Here is a 17,295-nt window from a genome sequence, read left to right as displayed (position 1 = left end):
TCCAGCTGAACTAGCTTCAAAATGGGGGACGTTGCGGCGTTAGGTAAGGCTTGCTTTACTCAGTCTGAAATCTGTCGCCGCTCCAAGGAGGAACCCCATGCGGGTCGTCATGTTCGGCTATCAGACGTGGGGGCACCGCACCCTGCAGGCCCTGCTGGATTCCGAACACGATGTCGTTCTGGTCGTCACGCACCCCAGGAGCGAGCACGCGTACGAGAAGATCTGGAGCGACTCGGTCGCCGACCTCGCGGACGACCACGGCGTCCCGGTACTGATCCGCAACCGCCCCGACGACGAAGAGTTGTTCACGCGCCTCAAGGAGGCAGAACCGGACATCATCGTGGCGAACAACTGGCGCACCTGGATCCCCCCGCGCATCTTCAACCTCCCCCGCCACGGCACCCTCAACGTGCACGACTCGCTGCTGCCCAAGTACGCCGGCTTCTCGCCGCTGATCTGGGCGCTGATCAACGGCGAGCCCGAAGTGGGCGTCACCGCCCACCTGATGAACGACGAGCTCGACGCGGGCGACATCGTGGTCCAGCGGGCCGTGCCGGTCGGCCCGACCGACACCGCCACCGACCTGTTCCACAAGACGGTCGACCTGATCGCGCCGGTCACCGTCGGCGCGCTGGGCCGGATCGCGGCCGGCGAGACCGAGTTCACCCGCCAGGACCGCTCGCAGGCCAGCTTCTTCCACAAGCGGTCGGCGGAGGACATCCGCATCGACTGGAACTGGCCCGCCGAGGACCTTCAGCGGCTGGTCCGCGCCCAGTCCGCCCCGTACCCGGCCGCCTTCACCTTCCACCGCGGCAAGCGACTGGAGGTACTGGCCGCCGTCGTCTCCGAGGGCCGCTACGGCGGCACGCCCGGCCGGGTGTTCTACCGCGAGGGCGAAGGCGTCGTGATCGTGGCCGGCGCCGATGCGCGCACGGGGCGCAACCACGGCCTGGCCATCACGCGGGTGCGCACCGAGGACGGCGAGGAGATGCCCGCCACCGACTACTTCACCGCCATGGGCGGGTACTTGACCAGCAGGCCGCTGAACCGCTGAGCCCCTGCGCCGCCGACCCGCGGCGTCGACCCGGGCGCCGGGGAGGACCCGGCGCCCAGGTGGCGACCTGCCAACACCTGCATGACCACGGGTCGGGCCCTACCACGTCGCCGCACGGCTCGGCAGCGGAGGCACGGGCCGGGTCAGGCGGCACGGCGGCGCACGGCGGCATGATCGTCCCCGGTAGGGTGATGCGGAGGGCGCGCTGCCGCTCCTGGCAACTCACCGCCCACCGCACGTCCCACACACCACACACCACACACCGAAGTGGCTCCCACCTGTGAACGAGATAGACCGAGCCCCCATCGAGGACACGTACTTCGGCGCGATCACCGTCCGCCTGAACGACCAGGACCGCCTCGAGGTCGACGGCGAGGCGATCCCCCGCGTGACGCTGGAGCGCGACCCCGCGGCGGAGGCGGACCCGCAGATCGCCATCGGCACCCGCGACCCGGCGCACCTCACGATGCGGCTCGACGGCGCACCGGTCGGCCTGCTGCCGGCGAAGGGCCGGCTGACCAGGCACTCGTACCGGGTGGACGTCGAGTACGACGGGGCGTCCTACCGCTTGGTCCCGGACTCCGTCCCGAGCAGCCGGCTGACCCGCGACGGCACCCACCTGGGCGACTTCTCGTCCGACGGCGACGAGACGGTCATCGCCGAATGGCGCGAGGACCTCGAACTGCGCCCGGCGGACGCCGCGATCGGCTACGCCCTGGCCGCGGCCTTCGGCACCGGCGCCCAGCCCATGTGGATGATGGTCGTCGACGGCGTGACCAGCGCACTCCCCTAGAGGGTGCCCTGCTCGACGCGAGCCGAGCGGAGCCGGACCGGCGACCACCTGTCGGTCGATGCCGAGAGCCGGGCGAACTCATCCTCGACCGGGCTGCGCTCGCCGGCTTCGACCTGGTTCTCCCGCGCCTTCGGCGGGCGCTGCCGCACCGCGGGGAAGGGCCGCCCTCGGGATTCGGCTGACCGCCCTCCCGTCGGGTGGCTACTGTACGGAGACGGTCCGTTGCCCATGGTCACCCGAGGAGGAATTCTGTGCCATCGCCCTGCGACGCCAAATACGCTCCCGCCGGCGATGTGGGTGCAGCGCTCATGATGATCGACTCCCGGCTCAGAACCATCTACTCGGGCAAGGCCGAGACCCACCCCGAACAGCAGCAGTTGATCGACCAGTTCACCGCCTCGCTGGGCCCGGAGGAGGCCAACGACCTGGTGGACGGCGCCTGCACGCTCATCTACATGTTCATGCAGTGGCTGCGGATGGCTCACGAGGACCAGCACACCGACGTGATCGAGTACGTGGTTCCGAGTTTCGTGGCCTCGATGCGCATGATGCCCAGGAGCGTCCGCCCCGAGGTCATCCCCACCATGGTCGGCATGGTCGTCGCAGCCGCCACCGGACTGAGCCCCAACCTGTGGCGCAAGCAGTACGGAGACTGGACCGGGGACGAGATGAACTCCCTGGAAGCCACGGCCCTGCTGCTCGCCGAGCACATCAACCGGGTCACCGGCGACCGCGAGTTCGCGACCCGCATGATCTCCGAGGCGCTGTACCCCTCGGACCGGGACTGACCCGCAGGACCTGCACCGCAGGGCTGCCCTGCGGTGCAGGTCCTGCGGAACTCAGCCCCCGCCGAGGCCCCGTGCGTCGTCCATCATCGCCGCCCGTCGCGGGTGGGGTGGAGGACGGCGGCGGCGATCTCGCGCACGCGGTCGCGCGTGATCCCCGTGCGCTGCTCGACGGCGAGGGGGTGGTCGGTGGGTTCGAGCTCGACGAAGGGGCGCTCGCCGAGCGGCCGGGTGTGGAGGTTCGTCTTCAGGTTGAGGGTGGTGGGCGCGTACGCGAGCAGATCGGTGCTGAGCCGGCCGAAGTACGGCTCCTCGAACTCCCTGCCCGGTGTGTCCCACAGATCCGCCGCCCGGGAGAAGTTCTCGCGGCTGAGGGAGACCCATACGCCCCACGAGAACCTCTCGTCAGTGCCGATGACCGGTATCTCGACCAGGCCCTTGACGAAGTAGAACCGCGCACGGATCACGCACTGGTCCGACGAGAGCAGGCAGTCGTCGGCATCGGCGAAGGCCGGATCCCACACGGCCGGGGCCTCGGCCGTGTAGTTCATCGGGAGCTCAGGATGCCGTGCGTCGCAGCACGAGCAGGTGAATCCGAGATCACTGGTCATGACGCGGAGCCTACTGATCGGGGGGCTGCGAGATCGTCGACATCGATGCACGGCTCGGTGCGTTCGGCGTCGCGCCTCGGCCTCTGCGGGGCTCCTCGGGCTGCGCCTCGGGGTGGTTAAGGGGGAATCAAACGAACCTTAAGGCTGCCTGTGGTCCGCCCGGTGCCGGGCCGGGCAACAGCCTCGGCGCCGGGGAGAGCGTGCGGGTCCGTCCCTGGGCGTGCGGGCTGCTGACCTGCTTCGTCGGGTCCCGGCGCGGCTGCCGCGCGCCCCGTGTTGCGCCCCCGCGCAGCGTCTCAAACCTTCTCGCGGCTTGATTCGTAAAAAGGCAACAGGACTGCCTCCGCGCGTGATCCCGGCCGTATGCAGGACGCCAGGGGGAGACAGCACCCATCGGATCGAGGAGTGTCAGGTGTCCAGAAAACGGACTATGAGTCTCAAGAAGAAGCTCGTGCTCTCTGTCGTCACGGGGTCCCTCGTGGCCGGCGGGGTCGTAGCCACCGTGGCGACCAGCAACGCCGCCGCCCCCGACGTGGTGTGCAAGGGGTCGACGGTCACGTTGTCCGGTGAAGCGGGTCCGCCGGCGGCCACGAGCGGGACCTTCCCCGTCGGGACGAAGCTGAAGGTGACCAACCTCGACAACGGCCAAGCCACCACCGTCACCGTCAACGGCCCCTCCGGCAGCTGCGTCCTGCTCAACAACGCGGCCTTCGACAAGGTACGGGAGCCCGGCAAGAACCTCATCCGCCGCGCACGCATTGAACGCGTGGCCGGCGGCGCAGGCGCGGGAGCCGGCACCGGCACGGGCACGGGCGCCGGAACGGGCAATGGTGCGCCGGGCCAGGCCGCCGGCGTTCAGGTGCCGCCGGCGACCGGGGAGGTGGTGTGTCCCGGATCGACCGTGACCCTGTCCGGTGAGGCGGGCGCGCCGGCCGCGAGCAGTGGGACCTTCCCCGTCGGGACCAAGCTGAAGGTGACCAACCTCGACAACGGCCAAGCCACCACCGTCACCGTCAACGGCCCCTCCGGCAGCTGCGTCCTGCTCAACAACGCGGCCTTCGACAAGGTACGGGAGCCCGGCAAGAACCTCATCCGCCGCGCACGCGTCGAACGCGTGGGCTGAGCAGCGCCAAAGCCACGGCGGGGCACGGGCCCGGACCCGCCCTCCCCGCCGTGGCCTGCGCGGCCGCTACCGCCGGGCGGTCAGCGCCGCCCGCGCAGGCGGTTCAGCAGCCGGCCGGCCTGGGTGCGCGTGCGCGGGTCGGCTGCGGCCCGCCGCGCCGATGCGACGGCCCGCTGTCCCTGCGGACTGCGCGCGAACTGCTTGATACGGGTCAACAACGCTGACATGTCGCCTCCTTGGGGTCCTCGTCGGCTCGTGTACCCCGTGGCGCAGCAGGTATGTGCCGTTCGGCCGGCCGCCGCCCGCCCCGCCCGCCCCGCGACGCGTCCGCCCCGTCAGGCGGGTTGCGGCGTGAGTCGCTTGTGGCCCTTGCGGTCGTAGTAGCGGGTCATGGCGAAGCCGAAGAGCAGGGCCAGTACGGTGCCGACCGCGATCATGATCCAGGAGCGGGTGAGCCCCGCGTCGCCGCGGGCGTCGAAGTAGAGGATCGCGCGTACGCCGTCGCTGAGCTGGCGCATCGGTTCGAAGTGGGAGAGGAAGCGGTAGAAGCCGGGGACCGCCTGCAGCGGGACGGTCGCACCCGACGACGGCAGGCCCAGCACGATGAACACGAACATCGACACGAGCTGGCCGATCCCGCCGAACGCGGCGTTGATGGCCTGCACGCCCAGGCCGACGGCGAGGGCCGCGCAGTAGGAGTAGACCCACAGCAGCGGCAGGTGGGAAGCATCCATCCCCAGGATGGCGACGCAGGCCAGCATCACCAGCGACACGCTGACGAGCGTGATGCCCGCGGTCATCACCATCTTCAGGAGCAGCGTCTGCGTACGGTTGATCGGCACCGTCGGGCGGCGGGTGTGCCAGGGGCCGATCTCGTTGTCGGCGTAGCCGAGGGCGGTGTCGACGCCGTTGCTGATGACGTTGCCGCCCATGAATCCGGCGAGCACCAGCAGCAGCGTGTAGTAGAAGGCCGTCAGGCCGAGGCCGGTGTGCGCGCCGATCGGGTGGCCGACCTGTGTGACGACGTCGACCGGATCGGCGAGCAGCAGCTTCGCGGTGGGGCTCGCCTGGGCTCCGGCGGATGCGGTGAGCTGTTCACCGATGGTCCGGGACGCGCGGTGGGCGGCCTGCGTGGTGATCTGGCCGGCCAGGGAGGAGCCGAGGCTGCCCTTGCCGGGGTTGGTGAGCACGGTGATGGTCGGCAGCTTCTTCGCCCCGGCCGTGGGGAGCGCCGCGACGGAGTCGGTGAAGCCGGCCGGCACCACCAGCGCGCCGTAGACCTTCCCGGAGTCGAGCTGATCCTGGGCCTGGGCGAGGGTCAGTTCGCGCCAGTCCGCCTTGCCGCCCGCGGGGTCGGCGGAGATGGCGGCCGTGATCTGCGTGCCCAGGTTCTGCTGCTGCCCCGGCGGTGGCTTTCCGGTGTCCTCGTTGACCAGGGCGATGGGCAGGTCGCGCAGTTCCGCGTTGGGGTTGACGATGCCGCCCATGTAGAGGAGCGACAGCAGCAGGGCGAGCAGCCCCGTGAGGATGGTGGGGACCAGCCACAGCTGAGGGCGGCGCAGCAGGGCCGCGGCAGTGGCTTCGGGGGCGGCGGGGGCGTCGGTCGGGGACATCGGTCTCCGTAGCTTCCCGGCGGGCCGGGATCGAAGGACGGTGGGAGCGGCCGGGCCGCACGGCACTCCCAGGATGGTCCCCGCACCCGTCCCGCCCGTCGCACCCCTCGCGCACCGGCGGCGATCCCGCGTGCGGGACCACCGGAACAGCCCACCGGCGGGCCCGGTGGTGCGGCGGGGGGCGTGGCGTCAGCCGCGTTCGAAGGCGTGCGTGTGGCCGATGACGGTGAAGCCGCGGCGCTCGTACCAGTGGCGCGGCCAGTCCATCGCGTCCGCCGTCAGGAAGCGCAGGTCGCAGTCGTAAGCGGCGGCCCGGTGCAGGGCGCCGGTCAGGACGGCGTCGGCGTAGCCGCGGCCGAGGTGGTGCTCGGCGGTGATCAGGTCCTCGATCTGGGCGGTGCCGGTCGCCCGGTCCACGTAGAGGTCGGCCCAGGAGGCGACGTCGCCCGCCGCGGTGCGGGCGCCGATGAACCGCACGACGTCCGCCCCGCGCCGGCGGGCCTCGCGCCGGTCGACGAGCTGGTGCAGCACCTCGTCGTCGACGTCCGGGAGGAAGCCCCGCCAGCGCCGCGCCAGCGGAACGCGCAGCGCGTCGAGGTCGACCTCCTGGGCCGGTCCGGCGTCGTCCGGCGCGGGGCCGGTGTGCTGCATGACCAGATAGGTGGAGTGGGTGTAGCCGGCCCGGATCAGCGGCTGTGCGCACGCCCTGCCGGTTTCGTCGTCGAGTACGGAGACCAGCCGGTGCGGCAGGTGTCCGAGGGCCTCGTCCGCGAGGGCCGGCAGTGCACCGGGGTCCACGGCCGCGTCGATGACGACCTGGTTGTTCGCCCGGGAGTGGGCGTACGTGTCGTCGTACGCGGCGAATCCTCCGGGGAGGTTGGCGGTGTGCGCGGCCTGGCGGCGGGCGAAGTCCGACAGGAAGGTGTGGACGCGCTGGAGTTCTGGGCTCTGCATGGGCCGAGCCTACGCAGCCGCGGCCCGGGCCCGCCTGCGGGTTTCCGTACGGGGTGACCGGGGGCGGGGCAGGGGGCGGGCGGGGCTCTCACATGCGCAGGACGACCAGCGCGGTGTCGTCGGTGATGCCGGCCGCGGGGATGAGCTCGGCCAGCAGCGCGTCGGCGATGGCCTCGGGGCCGGCGGTGCGGTGGCGCACGAGGGAGTCGGCGAGCCGGCCCAGTCCTACGTCGATGTCCTCGTGGCGGCGTTCGATGAGCCCGTCGGTGTAGAGGACGAGGGCGCTGCCCGTGGTGAAGGCGACCCGTGCCTCGGGGCGCGGGGCGTGCTCGGGCCGGGCGCCGAGCGGGGGGTCGGTGGCCTCGTCGAGGAAGGTCACCGTGCCGTCGGGGTGGCACAGGACGGGCGGCGGGTGGCCCGCGCTGCTGTAGGTGAGGGTGCGGCTGTTCCAGTCGATGAAGACCGAGACGGCCGTGGTGGACTCCGCTCCGTCGACGGAGCGGGCGTAGAGGCCGAGGACCTCCAGGGCCTGCGCCGGTCCCTGGGCGACATGGGAGGCGGCCGACAGGGCGCTGCGCAGCTGGCCCATGACCCCGGCCGCCCTGAGGCCGTGGCCGACGACGTCGCCGACGGCGACGGCGGTACGACCGGGTCGGTCGACGAGGTCGTACCAGTCACCGCACACGTTCAGGGACTCGGTCGAGGGCCGGTAGCGCACGGCGGCATGGTGGTGGCCGAGCGGGCGCGGTGCCGGCAGCAGGGCCTCCTGGAGGTGGAGGGCCACGTCGCGCTCCTGCGCGTGCGACTGGCGCAGGCGTTCGTTGACCTCCTGGAGCTCCCGGCCGCGGGCGTAGATATCGGCCTCGAGCACGTGGGCGCGGTCCGGGTCGCCGCGGCCGCCCCGGGCCCGGATGATCTCGGTGACCTCCTCCACCCGGTGCAGCAGCAGCGCCACGCTGCCGTCGGGGGCGAGGACCGGTACGTTGACGGGGCTCCAGTAGCGCTCGTGCCACACCCCGGAGCCGTGGGGCGACTCCACGTCGTAGCGCTGCACGGCCATGCTGTCGCGTACCCCGGTGGCCTTGACCCGTTCCAGTGAGGCGCGCAGGTTGCGCACGCCGTTCGCCCCCGGATCGGTGGGGTTGTCGGGGAGGACGTCGAAGAGGTAGCGGCCGACGAGCTGCTCCCGGGTGCGGCCGAACGCCGACAGGAAGGACTCGTCGACGTCCGCGAACACGAGATCAGGGGTGAGCAGCGCGACCGCGCCCGGCAGGGCTTGGAACACCGTGTGATAGTCGATCCCGGTTCCGTCCACGTCCACCTGTTCGCGCGCCACCGCCCGGTCATGGGGTCGTTTCCCACGATAGGGCGGCGGTCCGGGGCGGGCCCGCCGCCGGCTCCGGGATTGAGCCGTTCGGCCCAGTCCCGGAGCCGGCGGCGGGACGCCGCGACCGGTGGGGTGCGGCCCCCGGAGTCGCTCAGGGGGCGATCGGGAGCTGTCGCTTGTGCTCGGTGAGCCGGTAGCGGCCGACGATGGCCTCGAAGGCCGCCCCGTCGACGGGCTTGCCCTCCAGGAAGTCGTCGATGTCGTCGTACGTGACGCCGAGCGCGTCCTCGTCGGGCTTGCCCGGGTCCAGGGTCTCCAGGTCGGCGGTCGGGGTCTTGTGCACCAGCTGCGCCGGTGCGCCCAGCTCGTCCGCGAGGGCCCGTACGCGCCGCTTGGTGAGACCGGTGAGCGGTACGACGTCGGCCGCGCCGTCGCCGAACTTGGTGAAGAAGCCGGAGACGGCCTCGGCGGCGTGGTCGGTGCCGACGACCAGGCCCGCGTGCGCACCGGCCACCGCGTACTGGGCGATCATGCGCTGGCGGGCCTTGATGTTGCCGTGCACGAAGTCCTGGTGGTGGGCGTCGCGGAAGACGGTCCCGCCGGCCAGCCCCGCCTCCAGGGCGGCATCGCTCGCGGCCTTCACGTCCACGGTCAGGACGCGGTCGGCCCGGATGAAATCGAGCGCCAGCTGTGCGTCCTTCTCGTCGGCCTGGGTCCCGTACGGCAGCCGCATCGCGAAGAAGGTCGCGTCGTGCCCGGCGGCCCGGACCCGCTCGACGGCGAGCTGGCACAGCCGGCCCGCGGTGGTGGAGTCGACGCCGCCGCTGATGCCCAGGACCAGGGCGTGCAGGCCCGTGGAGGTCAGCCGGTCGGCGAGGAAGGCCACGCGGCGCTCGATCTCCTGCCGTGCGTCGAAGGACGCGCTCACCTGGAGATCCCGGGCGATCTCCTGCTGCAGGGATATGGACGCCAGGTCGGTCACGGTTGCTCCTCGCTCGGGCCCGTGCGCGGGTCGGCACGCGCCGCCCGGCCGGGGTCACAGTCACGTGTACGGGACGGAAGCACTCTAAGGGAAGCCGACGGGGTCCCGGCGCCCGGTCACGGCCCCCGGTCACGCCCCCGGTCACGGCTGCGCCGGGGAGGCGGGGGCCGGGGGCCGAGGGCCGGGGCCCGGACCGGGGCCATGGCCGGGCCCTCACGGAGTGTCAGTGGTCCGTGGGACGATGCGGAGCATGATCGTCTCGCTCGACGCCCTGCTGCCCGCCTCCGGTCCGCACGCCTCGACCACGTACGCCGACTGGGTCGCCGCCCATGACCCGGGCGCGGCCGCACTCGCGCGGGGCCTGATGGAGGACATGCACACCGAGCTCGGCCGGTCCCGGCACAAGCCCGGCCGGTTCGTCGACACGATGGCCGTGCGCGCCCGGCGGCTGCCGCCGGCGCACCTGCCCTGGTTCTGGGACACGGTGGGCCACCGGCTGATCGGGCACGGGAGCCGGCCCGGCGGGCGGGCGTACGCGGCTGCGCGCGCGGCCGAGGCCGAGCACGGGCTGCCGATCGATCCCGGCTACCGTCGGGCCAATGCTCTGCTGTTCGCCGCGGGCGGGGCCATGCCGGCCATGGAGTTCGGGGCCCATCAGCGCTTCCTCGCGGACACCCTGGATCCCGCGGCGGCGCACTCGGCCATGGAGGCGTTCCTGACCGCGTGGGCGGGCTCCCCGGCGGACCTGCCGGCCGATCTGGTGCGGCGGGTACGGGCCTCCGCGAAGGCGGCCGGGCACGGTGACCGGGAATCCGCCCGGATGGTGGGGGCGGTCCTTTCGGCCACCCGCGAGAAGTCCGTTCCGGAGGCCTTGCTGACCGCCGCGGAACCGGTCCTGACGGCCCATCCGCCGGCGGATCCCGTCCTGGCCGGGCTGGTGGAGGTCTTCCCCACCGGGGTCACCGACGGCGGGGCCTGGCTGCGGATGCTGATCGGCTGCGGCGCGGCGGAGGCGATGGAGACCGGGCGGGTGGTGCCGGAGGGCGGGCTGTCCCACTGGGTCGGCCGGTTCGTCCGCATGTACCAGTACGCGCTGCAGCCCGGCGGAGGCGTCGCGCGGCAGCCGCTGCCCGCGGAATTCCTCGATCTGGTGGGCCGGTTGGGGCCGCTGCTGCGGGCGTCGGGCACTCCGGTCGCGGTGCACACCACGCGGTACCACTACCACGGCTTCGACGCCGACGTGCTGGACGCCTGTCTGGCGGCCGGGGTCGCGGTGGTCGACCCGGGCCCGGAGGTCCGGATGAGGTTCTGGGCCGAGCGGTCCCGGCGGGACCTCGTCGCTCTGGCCGCGGACCCGGTGTTCGGCCCCCGCCTGGAGGGGACGGTCCATGCCGATCTGCTCCCCGACCACCGGGCCGCGCGGCGGCGCCGCGCCGGTTCGGCGGTGACGCTGCTGCCCGGCAACGAGGGCATAGCCCGTGAGGTGGCCGGGCGGGTCGGCAAGCTCGTCGACACCGTGGCGAACGGCGGCACGGCCGGCGCCGAGGAGGCCGTCGCCGAGTTGGAGACCCTGTTGGACCGGCCGACGGTGACGGCACTCGGCGGGATCGTCGACGCCCTCGCCGGGGCGGATGCGGCGGGCACGCTGCGGCGCTCGCTCGCGGCCGGTCTGCCGGAGGAACTGGCCTGGCCCGCCCTGGAGTCGGTGTACGCGGCCTTCGCGGCGGACGCGGCGCCCGGAGCGGCGGCGGACGACGAGCGCAGCGGGGCGCCGGGCGGGGAGCCCGGCCCGGTGCTGCCGGGGGTGGCCGGGGTGACCTGCACCTGGCCGGTGCTGACGGTGTTCGGGCGGGACCGGGCCGTCGCCGTGGCGCCGGACGGCGAGCGGGGCTCCTGCCGGTTCGCGGTGCCCGAGGGCGCGACCATGTTCGCCGTGCACTATGTGGGCGGCGCCTTCCTGGTGAGCTGGACCCTCAAGCCGAACCCCTACTTCTGCGACACCGCCGTCTGGGCCGATCGGCCCGAGGAGCCGTTCGCGCCCGCGGAGGTCGGCGGGCTGAAGCCGTTCGGCGGCAGCCTGGACGGCGCGTACGGCTTCCAGTTCGAGACCGCCGACGGAGGCGGGCGCCACGGCGGCCGGCGCGTGCTGCGTCCGGGTGGCACCGGTGGCATCGACAGCGACGAGCTGCTGATCGGCGACGGTTCCCGGATCTGGACCAACGCCGTCTTCGGGAAGCAGCCCTGGGAGGTGGTGGACGCGGTCACCGGGGAGCGGCGGGGAGCCGTCGCGCTCCCGGACTTCCCCGGCCGCCCCGCGAGCGAGGATCCGGGCACGGAGCCGTCCGAGGGCGGGATGAGCCTCGCCACGGAGGCCCTCCAGCTGGCTCCGCTGCCCGCCGGGCTGTCCGACTCGCCGCTGGGCAGCCGGGACGGACTGGTCGGTACGCGCGTGCTGTTCCGTACCCGCCACCGGGATCACGCGCCCGACCACTTCCTGGTGGAGAGCGTGGACGGGCGTACGGCGCGGTTCGACATCGACCGCAAGGGCCAGGAACCGTGGGCGCTGTGGGCCGCGCCGGAGGGCGCGGTGGAGGACGTGGTCCTCGCCGAGGCGCAGACCCCCACGGGTGTGCGCGCGTACACCGCCGACGGCGTCCTGCTGTGGGAGCTGGACGGGCACCGCTCGCCCCGGCACCCGCGGGTGGGGCCGCGGCGGCAGGTCACCGTATCGGGCGGCGTGGCGCTGCCGCCCGCCTTCTGGTACCTGCTGCGCACGCGCGACGCGGCCGGGTCGCGGGCGCTGCGGAACGTGCGACCGCAGTCGGCGCACACGCTGCTGGCGGCCGCCCTCACCGGCGAGGAGGCGCTGCGCGCCGCCGTGGCCCGGGAGTTGCCCGAGATCACCGACGCGGTGCTGGTCGAGGCGGTCGTGGCGGTGGCCGGGCGGACTGCCCGGGTAAAGGAGCGGCGGCGGGCGCTGCACCGGCGGGTGTCGCTGCTCGCCGAGGCCCCGCCGGTCCGGCTGCGCCGGTCCGCGCCCGACACCGAGCTGGTGCCCGCGCTGTTCGGGCTGCTCCCGGTCGAGGAGGGCGAGGCGCACCGGCGGTTCCGGGAGGCGGCCCTGCCGGCGACGCTGAGCGCCCTCGCCGCGGACGGCGCCTGCCTGGCGGGGACGATCGTGGAGGAGGTGCGGCGGCTGTCACCGCCGGCGCCGCCGCGCGACTGGTCCCAACTGCTCGGTGCGATCGACGCCGTGGCGTGGCGGGCGGCGGTGGCGCCGACCCCGGACGCGGAGCGGTCCGCGCTGCTCGCGCTGCTCGACACCTGGGCCGAGCAGCCGTTCGCGCGTGCGGGCAGCCGGTGGTGGGTGGGCCGGACCTGCGACGCCGCGGTCCTGGACCGGCTGCGGGCGGGCGGGACCGCCGTGGCGTCCGCGCCGGTGCGCGGCGGGGGTGCGGTGTGCTGGTTCGTGGCGTCCGCCGCGGAGGACGCGGACGGCGACCCGGTACCGGCGGCGGTCTACGGGGCGGTTCGGGTCCGGGTGCGGGGTGACGACGCCGCCCGGCTCCGGGCCCTGGTGGCGGCGGTCGAGACGCACGGGCCGGTTCCGGTGCCGGAGTCGGCGGCCGCGCGCTTCGCGGAACTGACCGGTGTGCGGCGGGCCGTGGCCCGGCTGGCGATGGCCGGTCTGGTGGGGCGGTCGCACCGGGACGAGGACCGCGACCTGGCGCGCAAGGCCCCGTACCGGGCGTCCGGGATGACGGCCGAGGCGTACGGGGCGCTGCGCGCGCGGCTCGGGGGCGCCGGACAGCGCGCCGTCCTCGCGGCCGCCCTGCCCGAGGACCCGGCCGAGCTGTGGCGGCCGGGCGGGGTCGACGCGGCGGTGGAGCGGATGGCGGGGGTGTGGCGGGAGCTCCTCGGGGCGGTGTCCGCAGTGGACGACGAGGTGGCGGACGCCCTGGAGGCCGATCTGGGGCTCTCCGAGGTGTGGGCCCGGCGGCTGGCGGGCGGGTACGGGGCCGCGGCGGACGCGACCGTGGAGGCGGTCGGCTGGGAGCTGGCGGCGACCCGGTACGGCGCCGGGGTGGAGGTCCGGGCCGTGCCCGCGGCCGGGCCCGAGCTGCCGTACCGCACCCCGGTGGGCCTGGACGTGCGGGGGATCGCGGGCGCGCTGGTGTGGGCCTGGACGGAACGGCCCGTCGGGGATCCCGCGGTGGCCGGGGCGATGGACGTGTACGAGCGGCTGCGGGCCGAACTGGCGCGGCCGGAGCTGCTGCTGGCGCTGCCCGGCGGCAGGGTCCAGGACACTTCGGAGCGGATCGCGGAGCGGTTCGGGCCCGGGCTGCTGCCGGTGGCGAGGGGCGATCGCAAGGAGGAGGGTCCGGTTCCGGTGACGGCGCACGACAACGGACCGCTGGTGGTGTGCTCGCCGGGCGGCGCGTCCTTCCTGCGGCCCGCGGCGGTCGCCGAGCCGGCGGTGTGGCGGCGGGTCCGCGAGGTCACCGACCTCGCGGAGGAGTTGGACCGGGTGGCACCGCTGCTGGCGGGTGGCGGGCTGGAGCGGATGATGCTCCGGGCCCGTTCGGGACCGCTGCCGGCGGGTGCGTACGAGGCGGACCCGCGGCGGTCCTGCCCGGAGCTGGTCGCGCACGTGGCAGCGGAGCTCGGCACGCACGCGGACGCGGCGGCGCTGTACCTCCAGGTGGCGACCCTCGCCGCCCCCACCGACCGGAACGTGCGCCGGTGGAACGGCTGGTCCGCCAAGCGGCACACGGAGGTCCGGGAGGAGCTCCTCGCCACCGGCACGGTCGTCGAGGCGAAGCGGGCGCGGGCCGGCCGGACCGTGTTCCTGCCCGGGGAGTGGACCGAGCTGAAGGCCCCGAACCTGCCGCTGGAGACCGTGAAGCTGGCGAGCCACCTGGTCCGCCCGCTGGGGAGCAATTCGATCCGGGCCCCCTTCCACCGGGTGCTGCCGACGGCGCCCCTGCACGAGATGTTCGCGCAGGCCTGGGAGCGGAGGTCCCCCGGCCGCTGACTCTCCCCCGGGTGGCCGCCGGGCACAACTGCGCCTCGGCGCGGCCGGGGCGCTGCGGCTTGTCCGTTGGTCGGACGGAAATCAGGTGCGCGCGGGCCCCGGTGTTGACAGGCTGCTCCGATGAACCGTGAACAGATCTCCGGGATCGCCCACGCCGGCCACCCCATCAAGGCTCCGCTCGACGACGACTCGGTACGCGGGCTGCTCGGCCACGGCGCGCCGCGCGGTGACGAGCGGCTGCTCGACCTCGGCTGCGGGAGCGCGGAGTGGCTGCTGCGTGCCCTGGCCGCGCACCCGGGCCTGCATGCCGAGGGTGTGGACGTCTCCGAGCAGGCCCTGGAGCTGGCCCGCCGGTCGGCGGAGCGGCTCGGCGTCCAGGACCGTCTGGTCCTGCACCGGCAGGAGGCCGCCGACTTCGTCCCCGCGCAGGCCTTCGACCTGGTGCTCAGCGTCGGGGCCAGCCATGCTTTCGGCGGCCTGTTGCCGACGCTGGCGGCGGCCCGGAAGCACCTGGCTCCCGGTGGCCGGGTGCTGATCGGTGACGGGTTCTGGGACCGTACGCCCTCCCCCGAGGCGTTCGAGCTCTTCGGAGAGCTCGACGACCTCGCGACCACCGTGGACCGCGTCGTCGCCGACGGCTGGACTCCGGTCCACGGCCATGTCAGCAGCCGCCGGGAACTGGACGACTACGAGTGGTCCTGCTGGGGCTCGTTGGCCTCGTGGGCGCTCGACCGCCCCGGCGATCCGGACGCGGCCGAGGCGCTCGCGACGGCCACGGCCCGGCGTACGGAGTGGCTGCACTCCTACCGGGACAGCTTCGGCTTCCTCACTCTGGTGCTGCGGCCCACCTCGGGCTGACCCGGGCGGTTCAGCGCTTGCGCGGCGGCCACCATCCGGTGCGCCGCCGCGAGCCGCGCGGCCCGCGCCCGGCCGACTGGGACGGCGCCAGCGCGAACACCACGGTGATGTGCGCGCCGCCCCGCGGCCCGTGGCCGACGCGCATCGACCCGCCCGTGACGGCCGCGGCCCGGCGGGCGATGTCGAGGCCGAGCCCCGAGGAACCGGTGCTGCTCCCCCGCGACAGCGCCCGGTCCGGTTCCGGAATGCCCGGCCCGGAGTCCTCCACGATCAGCTCCACGGCCTGCGCGGTCCGCACGACGCGGACGCCGAACGCGGTGCCGGCCGGGGTGTGGCTGAAGACGTTGCCGATGAGCGCGTCCACCACGGCGGCGATGTCGTCGTCGCTGAGGCTGACGGCCGTGGGTTCCTGAGTGATCTCCAGGGCGCAGGGCCGGTCCTGCTGCTCGGCGAGGACCGCCCAGAAGGCGGTCCGGCGCCGGACGACTTCGGCGGCCTCGGAGCGGCAGCCCGCGGCCGGTTCCGCCCCGGCCGCCGGCCGGGGGGTACTCGGTTCCGCACTGCGCATGCCGTGGCCCATGGGCCCCACGGCGAGCGGTGTCCGTGCCGCCGCGATGATGGCCTGGAGTTCCGTCTCCAGTGCGTGCACCGCCGCCTCCACCCTGGCCGACTCCGGCGTACCGGCCATCCGCTCCGACGCCAGGTGCAGGGCGGTCAGCGGGGTGCGCAGCCGGTGGGACAGGTCGGCGACCAGTTCGCGCTCGATGGCGAGGAGTTCCGTCATGCGGTGGGCCATGGCGTTGAAGGCCACGCCCGCGTCGCGCAGTTCCTTGGGGCCCATGGGTTCGACCCGGGTGTCCAGATTGCCCTGGCCCAGGGTGTGCGAGGCCTGGGCGAGCTTCTTGGAGGACCGGACGACCTTCGCGCCGAGCCGGTCGGCGACCAGTACGGAGCCTCCGACGAGGCCGACCGCGAGCAGCAGCATGACCGCCCAGGAGGCCCGGACCCCGCGGGTCAGTTCCTCGTCGGGGACGAAGTTCTCGATGACGGCGACCCGGTCGCCGGGGAGCACCACCGGCTGCAGGCAGATCCATCCGCCGGGCGTCTTCTGGGAGATGGACTCGCGTCCCTGCTGGGCCCGTTCGAGCAGTTTTGCCGGGGCCTGGGTGTCGCCGAGGGTCTGCGCGTCCGGCAGATGGACGACCAGGTGCTCGGACTCGTCCAGTCCGGCGGCGGATTCGCGTAGCGCCGACGGATCGGTGGTGAGCGTGAGGACGGGGGCCAGGGCGGCGGCGCGCTGTTCGGCCGCGGTGACGCTCTGCTCCTTGACCAGCGACATCACCAGGGCGCCGAGGGGTATGAGGAAGGAGAGGGCGACCATGGAGGTCACGGCGAGCGCCACTCCGGCCAGTGAGCGTCTCACCGGGGAGCCACCAGCTTGATGCCGACGCCGCGCACGGTCAGCAGGTAGCGGGGGGCGGCCGCGCGTTCGCCGAGCTTGCGGCGCAGCGAGGACAGGTGCACGTCGACGGTCTGGTCGTCCACGTACGGCTCGCGCCAGACCTCGGTCAGCAGACGGCGTTTGGAGACGACCTGGCCGGTGTGGTGGGCGAGGAAGGCCAGGAGGTCGAACTCCCGCCGGGTCAGGTGGAGCTCCCGGCCGGCCAGGTACGCGGTGCGCGCGCCGGGGTCCACCACGAGCTCGCCGACGGTGGTGGCGCGCAGCGGTTCGGCGGCCGGCGCCGACCGCGCCCCCGGCCCGGTGTGGGCGCCCGCGGTGGGCGGCACGTGGCTGGTGCGCCGCAGGACGGCGGAGAGGCGTGCGATGAGCTGTCCCCCGGAGAAGGGCTTGACGAGGTAGTCGTCGGCGCCCGCGTTGAGGAGTTTGATGATTTCGGTCTCGTCGTCGCGGGCGGTGGCCACGAGTACGGGAACGGAGGATATGCCCCGGATCATGCGCAGTGCGTCTCCCCCGTCCAGATCGGGCAGCCCGAGGTCGAGGACCACGGCGTCGACGGGTGTCTGGGTGACCTCGCGCAGGGCGCCGAAGCCGTCGCCCACGCTGCGTACGGCATACCCGTGCTCCGCCAGGACCTCGATGAGCGACTGGCGGATGCTGGGGTCGTCTTCCACGACGAGGACGCTGGGCATGGGCACACC

General features: G+C 73.7%; 14 protein-coding genes. 6 read left to right on the top strand and 8 right to left on the bottom strand.

The genetic code is table 11. The features are described 5' to 3' along the window. Positions 1–97 precede the first annotated feature (97 nt). From B6R96_RS34405 to B6R96_RS34395, 3 genes are all read left to right on the top strand, one after another. A complete protein-coding gene (locus tag B6R96_RS34405) occupies positions 98–1,054 on the top strand; it encodes a methionyl-tRNA formyltransferase (RefSeq protein WP_053703703.1) in 957 nt (318 codons plus the stop codon). Between the two features lie 280 nt (positions 1,055–1,334). Then, positions 1,335–1,847, top strand: a complete 513-nt coding sequence (locus B6R96_RS34400; RefSeq protein ID WP_081524701.1) for a hypothetical protein — start codon at positions 1,335–1,337, stop codon at positions 1,845–1,847. 251 nt (positions 1,848–2,098) lie between these two features. After that, on the top strand, positions 2,099–2,635 hold the full coding sequence (locus tag B6R96_RS34395) for a hypothetical protein (RefSeq protein WP_081524700.1): 537 nt from the start codon (positions 2,099–2,101) through the stop codon (positions 2,633–2,635). Positions 2,636–2,718: 83 nt separating this feature from the next. On the opposite strand, the gene B6R96_RS34390 is transcribed toward B6R96_RS34395, so the two are convergent. After that, on the bottom strand, positions 2,719–3,183 hold the full coding sequence (locus B6R96_RS34390; protein WP_237291727.1) for a DUF2199 domain-containing protein: 465 nt from the start codon (positions 3,181–3,183) through the stop codon (positions 2,719–2,721). 490 nt (positions 3,184–3,673) lie between these two features. Here B6R96_RS34390 and B6R96_RS34385 point away from each other — a divergent pair, with 490 nt between their 5' ends. Further along, a complete protein-coding gene (locus B6R96_RS34385; protein ID WP_237291604.1) occupies positions 3,674–4,366 on the top strand; it encodes a septal ring lytic transglycosylase RlpA family protein in 693 nt (230 codons plus the stop codon). 80 nt (positions 4,367–4,446) lie between these two features. Here B6R96_RS34385 and B6R96_RS37790 read toward each other — a convergent pair whose 3' ends face one another. The 5 genes from B6R96_RS37790 to nadE all read right to left on the bottom strand — a co-directional run bounded on the left by B6R96_RS37790 (position 4,447) and on the right by nadE (position 9,242). Beyond that, positions 4,447–4,593: a hypothetical protein gene (locus B6R96_RS37790; protein ID WP_203351693.1), complete on the bottom strand. Its 147-nt coding sequence runs from the start codon at positions 4,591–4,593 to the stop codon at positions 4,447–4,449. 108 nt (positions 4,594–4,701) lie between these two features. Next, entirely contained in the window at positions 4,702–5,979 is a 1,278-nt protein-coding gene (locus tag B6R96_RS34380; protein ID WP_081524697.1) for a YhgE/Pip domain-containing protein, read from the bottom strand. A 189-nt stretch (positions 5,980–6,168) separates the two neighbouring features. After that, entirely contained in the window at positions 6,169–6,933 is a 765-nt protein-coding gene (locus B6R96_RS34375; RefSeq protein ID WP_081524696.1) for a GNAT family N-acetyltransferase, read from the bottom strand. An 88-nt stretch (positions 6,934–7,021) separates the two neighbouring features. Continuing rightward, complete coding sequence (locus B6R96_RS34370; RefSeq protein ID WP_081525398.1) at positions 7,022–8,248, bottom strand: PP2C family protein-serine/threonine phosphatase; 1,227 nt, start codon at positions 8,246–8,248, stop codon at positions 7,022–7,024. A 163-nt stretch (positions 8,249–8,411) separates the two neighbouring features. Then, positions 8,412–9,242 (bottom strand): ammonia-dependent NAD(+) synthetase, encoded by an 831-nt coding sequence (nadE, locus tag B6R96_RS34365; RefSeq protein ID WP_081524695.1) that lies wholly within the window; start codon positions 9,240–9,242, stop codon positions 8,412–8,414. Positions 9,243–9,492: 250 nt separating this feature from the next. Between nadE and B6R96_RS34360 the strand changes: the two genes are divergently transcribed. Both B6R96_RS34360 and B6R96_RS34355 read left to right on the top strand, forming a co-directional pair. Next, positions 9,493–14,277 (top strand): hypothetical protein, encoded by a 4,785-nt coding sequence (locus B6R96_RS34360; RefSeq protein ID WP_081524694.1) that lies wholly within the window; start codon positions 9,493–9,495, stop codon positions 14,275–14,277. A 120-nt stretch (positions 14,278–14,397) separates the two neighbouring features. Then, entirely contained in the window at positions 14,398–15,135 is a 738-nt protein-coding gene (locus B6R96_RS34355) for an SAM-dependent methyltransferase (protein WP_053703642.1), read from the top strand. A 10-nt stretch (positions 15,136–15,145) separates the two neighbouring features. On the opposite strand, the gene B6R96_RS34350 is transcribed toward B6R96_RS34355, so the two are convergent. Both B6R96_RS34350 and B6R96_RS34345 read right to left on the bottom strand, forming a co-directional pair. After that, complete coding sequence (locus B6R96_RS34350) at positions 15,146–16,558, bottom strand: sensor histidine kinase (protein WP_081524693.1); 1,413 nt, start codon at positions 16,556–16,558, stop codon at positions 15,146–15,148. Then, a complete protein-coding gene (locus tag B6R96_RS34345; protein ID WP_030387657.1) occupies positions 16,555–17,286 on the bottom strand; it encodes a response regulator transcription factor in 732 nt (243 codons plus the stop codon). Before B6R96_RS34345 ends, B6R96_RS34350 begins: the two co-directional genes overlap by 4 nt. Positions 17,287–17,295 lie beyond the last annotated feature (9 nt).

Source organism: Streptomyces sp. Sge12 (assembly GCF_002080455.1).
In the GTDB taxonomy this organism is placed as follows: domain Bacteria; phylum Actinomycetota; class Actinomycetes; order Streptomycetales; family Streptomycetaceae; genus Streptomyces.
This window is presented reverse-complemented; position numbering and strand designations above follow the sequence as displayed.

Bases quoted from the DNA above. Each gene is read 5' to 3' on its own strand.
- B6R96_RS34405 (WP_053703703.1), top strand. From the start codon at position 98: ATGCGGGTCGTCATGTTCGGCTATCAGACGTGGGGGCACCGCACCCTG.
- B6R96_RS37790 (WP_203351693.1), bottom strand. From the start codon at position 4,593: ATGTCAGCGTTGTTGACCCGTATCAAGCAGTTCGCGCGCAGTCCGCAG.
- B6R96_RS34380 (WP_081524697.1), bottom strand. From the start codon at position 5,979: ATGTCCCCGACCGACGCCCCCGCCGCCCCCGAAGCCACTGCCGCGGCC.
- B6R96_RS34375 (WP_081524696.1), bottom strand. From the start codon at position 6,933: ATGCAGAGCCCAGAACTCCAGCGCGTCCACACCTTCCTGTCGGACTTC.
- B6R96_RS34345 (WP_030387657.1), bottom strand. From the start codon at position 17,286: ATGCCCAGCGTCCTCGTCGTGGAAGACGACCCCAGCATCCGCCAGTCG.
- B6R96_RS34355 (WP_053703642.1), top strand. From the start codon at position 14,398: ATGAACCGTGAACAGATCTCCGGGATCGCCCACGCCGGCCACCCCATC.
- B6R96_RS34360 (WP_081524694.1), top strand. From the start codon at position 9,493: ATGATCGTCTCGCTCGACGCCCTGCTGCCCGCCTCCGGTCCGCACGCC.
- B6R96_RS34385 (WP_237291604.1), top strand. From the start codon at position 3,674: ATGAGTCTCAAGAAGAAGCTCGTGCTCTCTGTCGTCACGGGGTCCCTC.
- B6R96_RS34390 (WP_237291727.1), bottom strand. From the start codon at position 3,183: ATGAACTACACGGCCGAGGCCCCGGCCGTGTGGGATCCGGCCTTCGCC.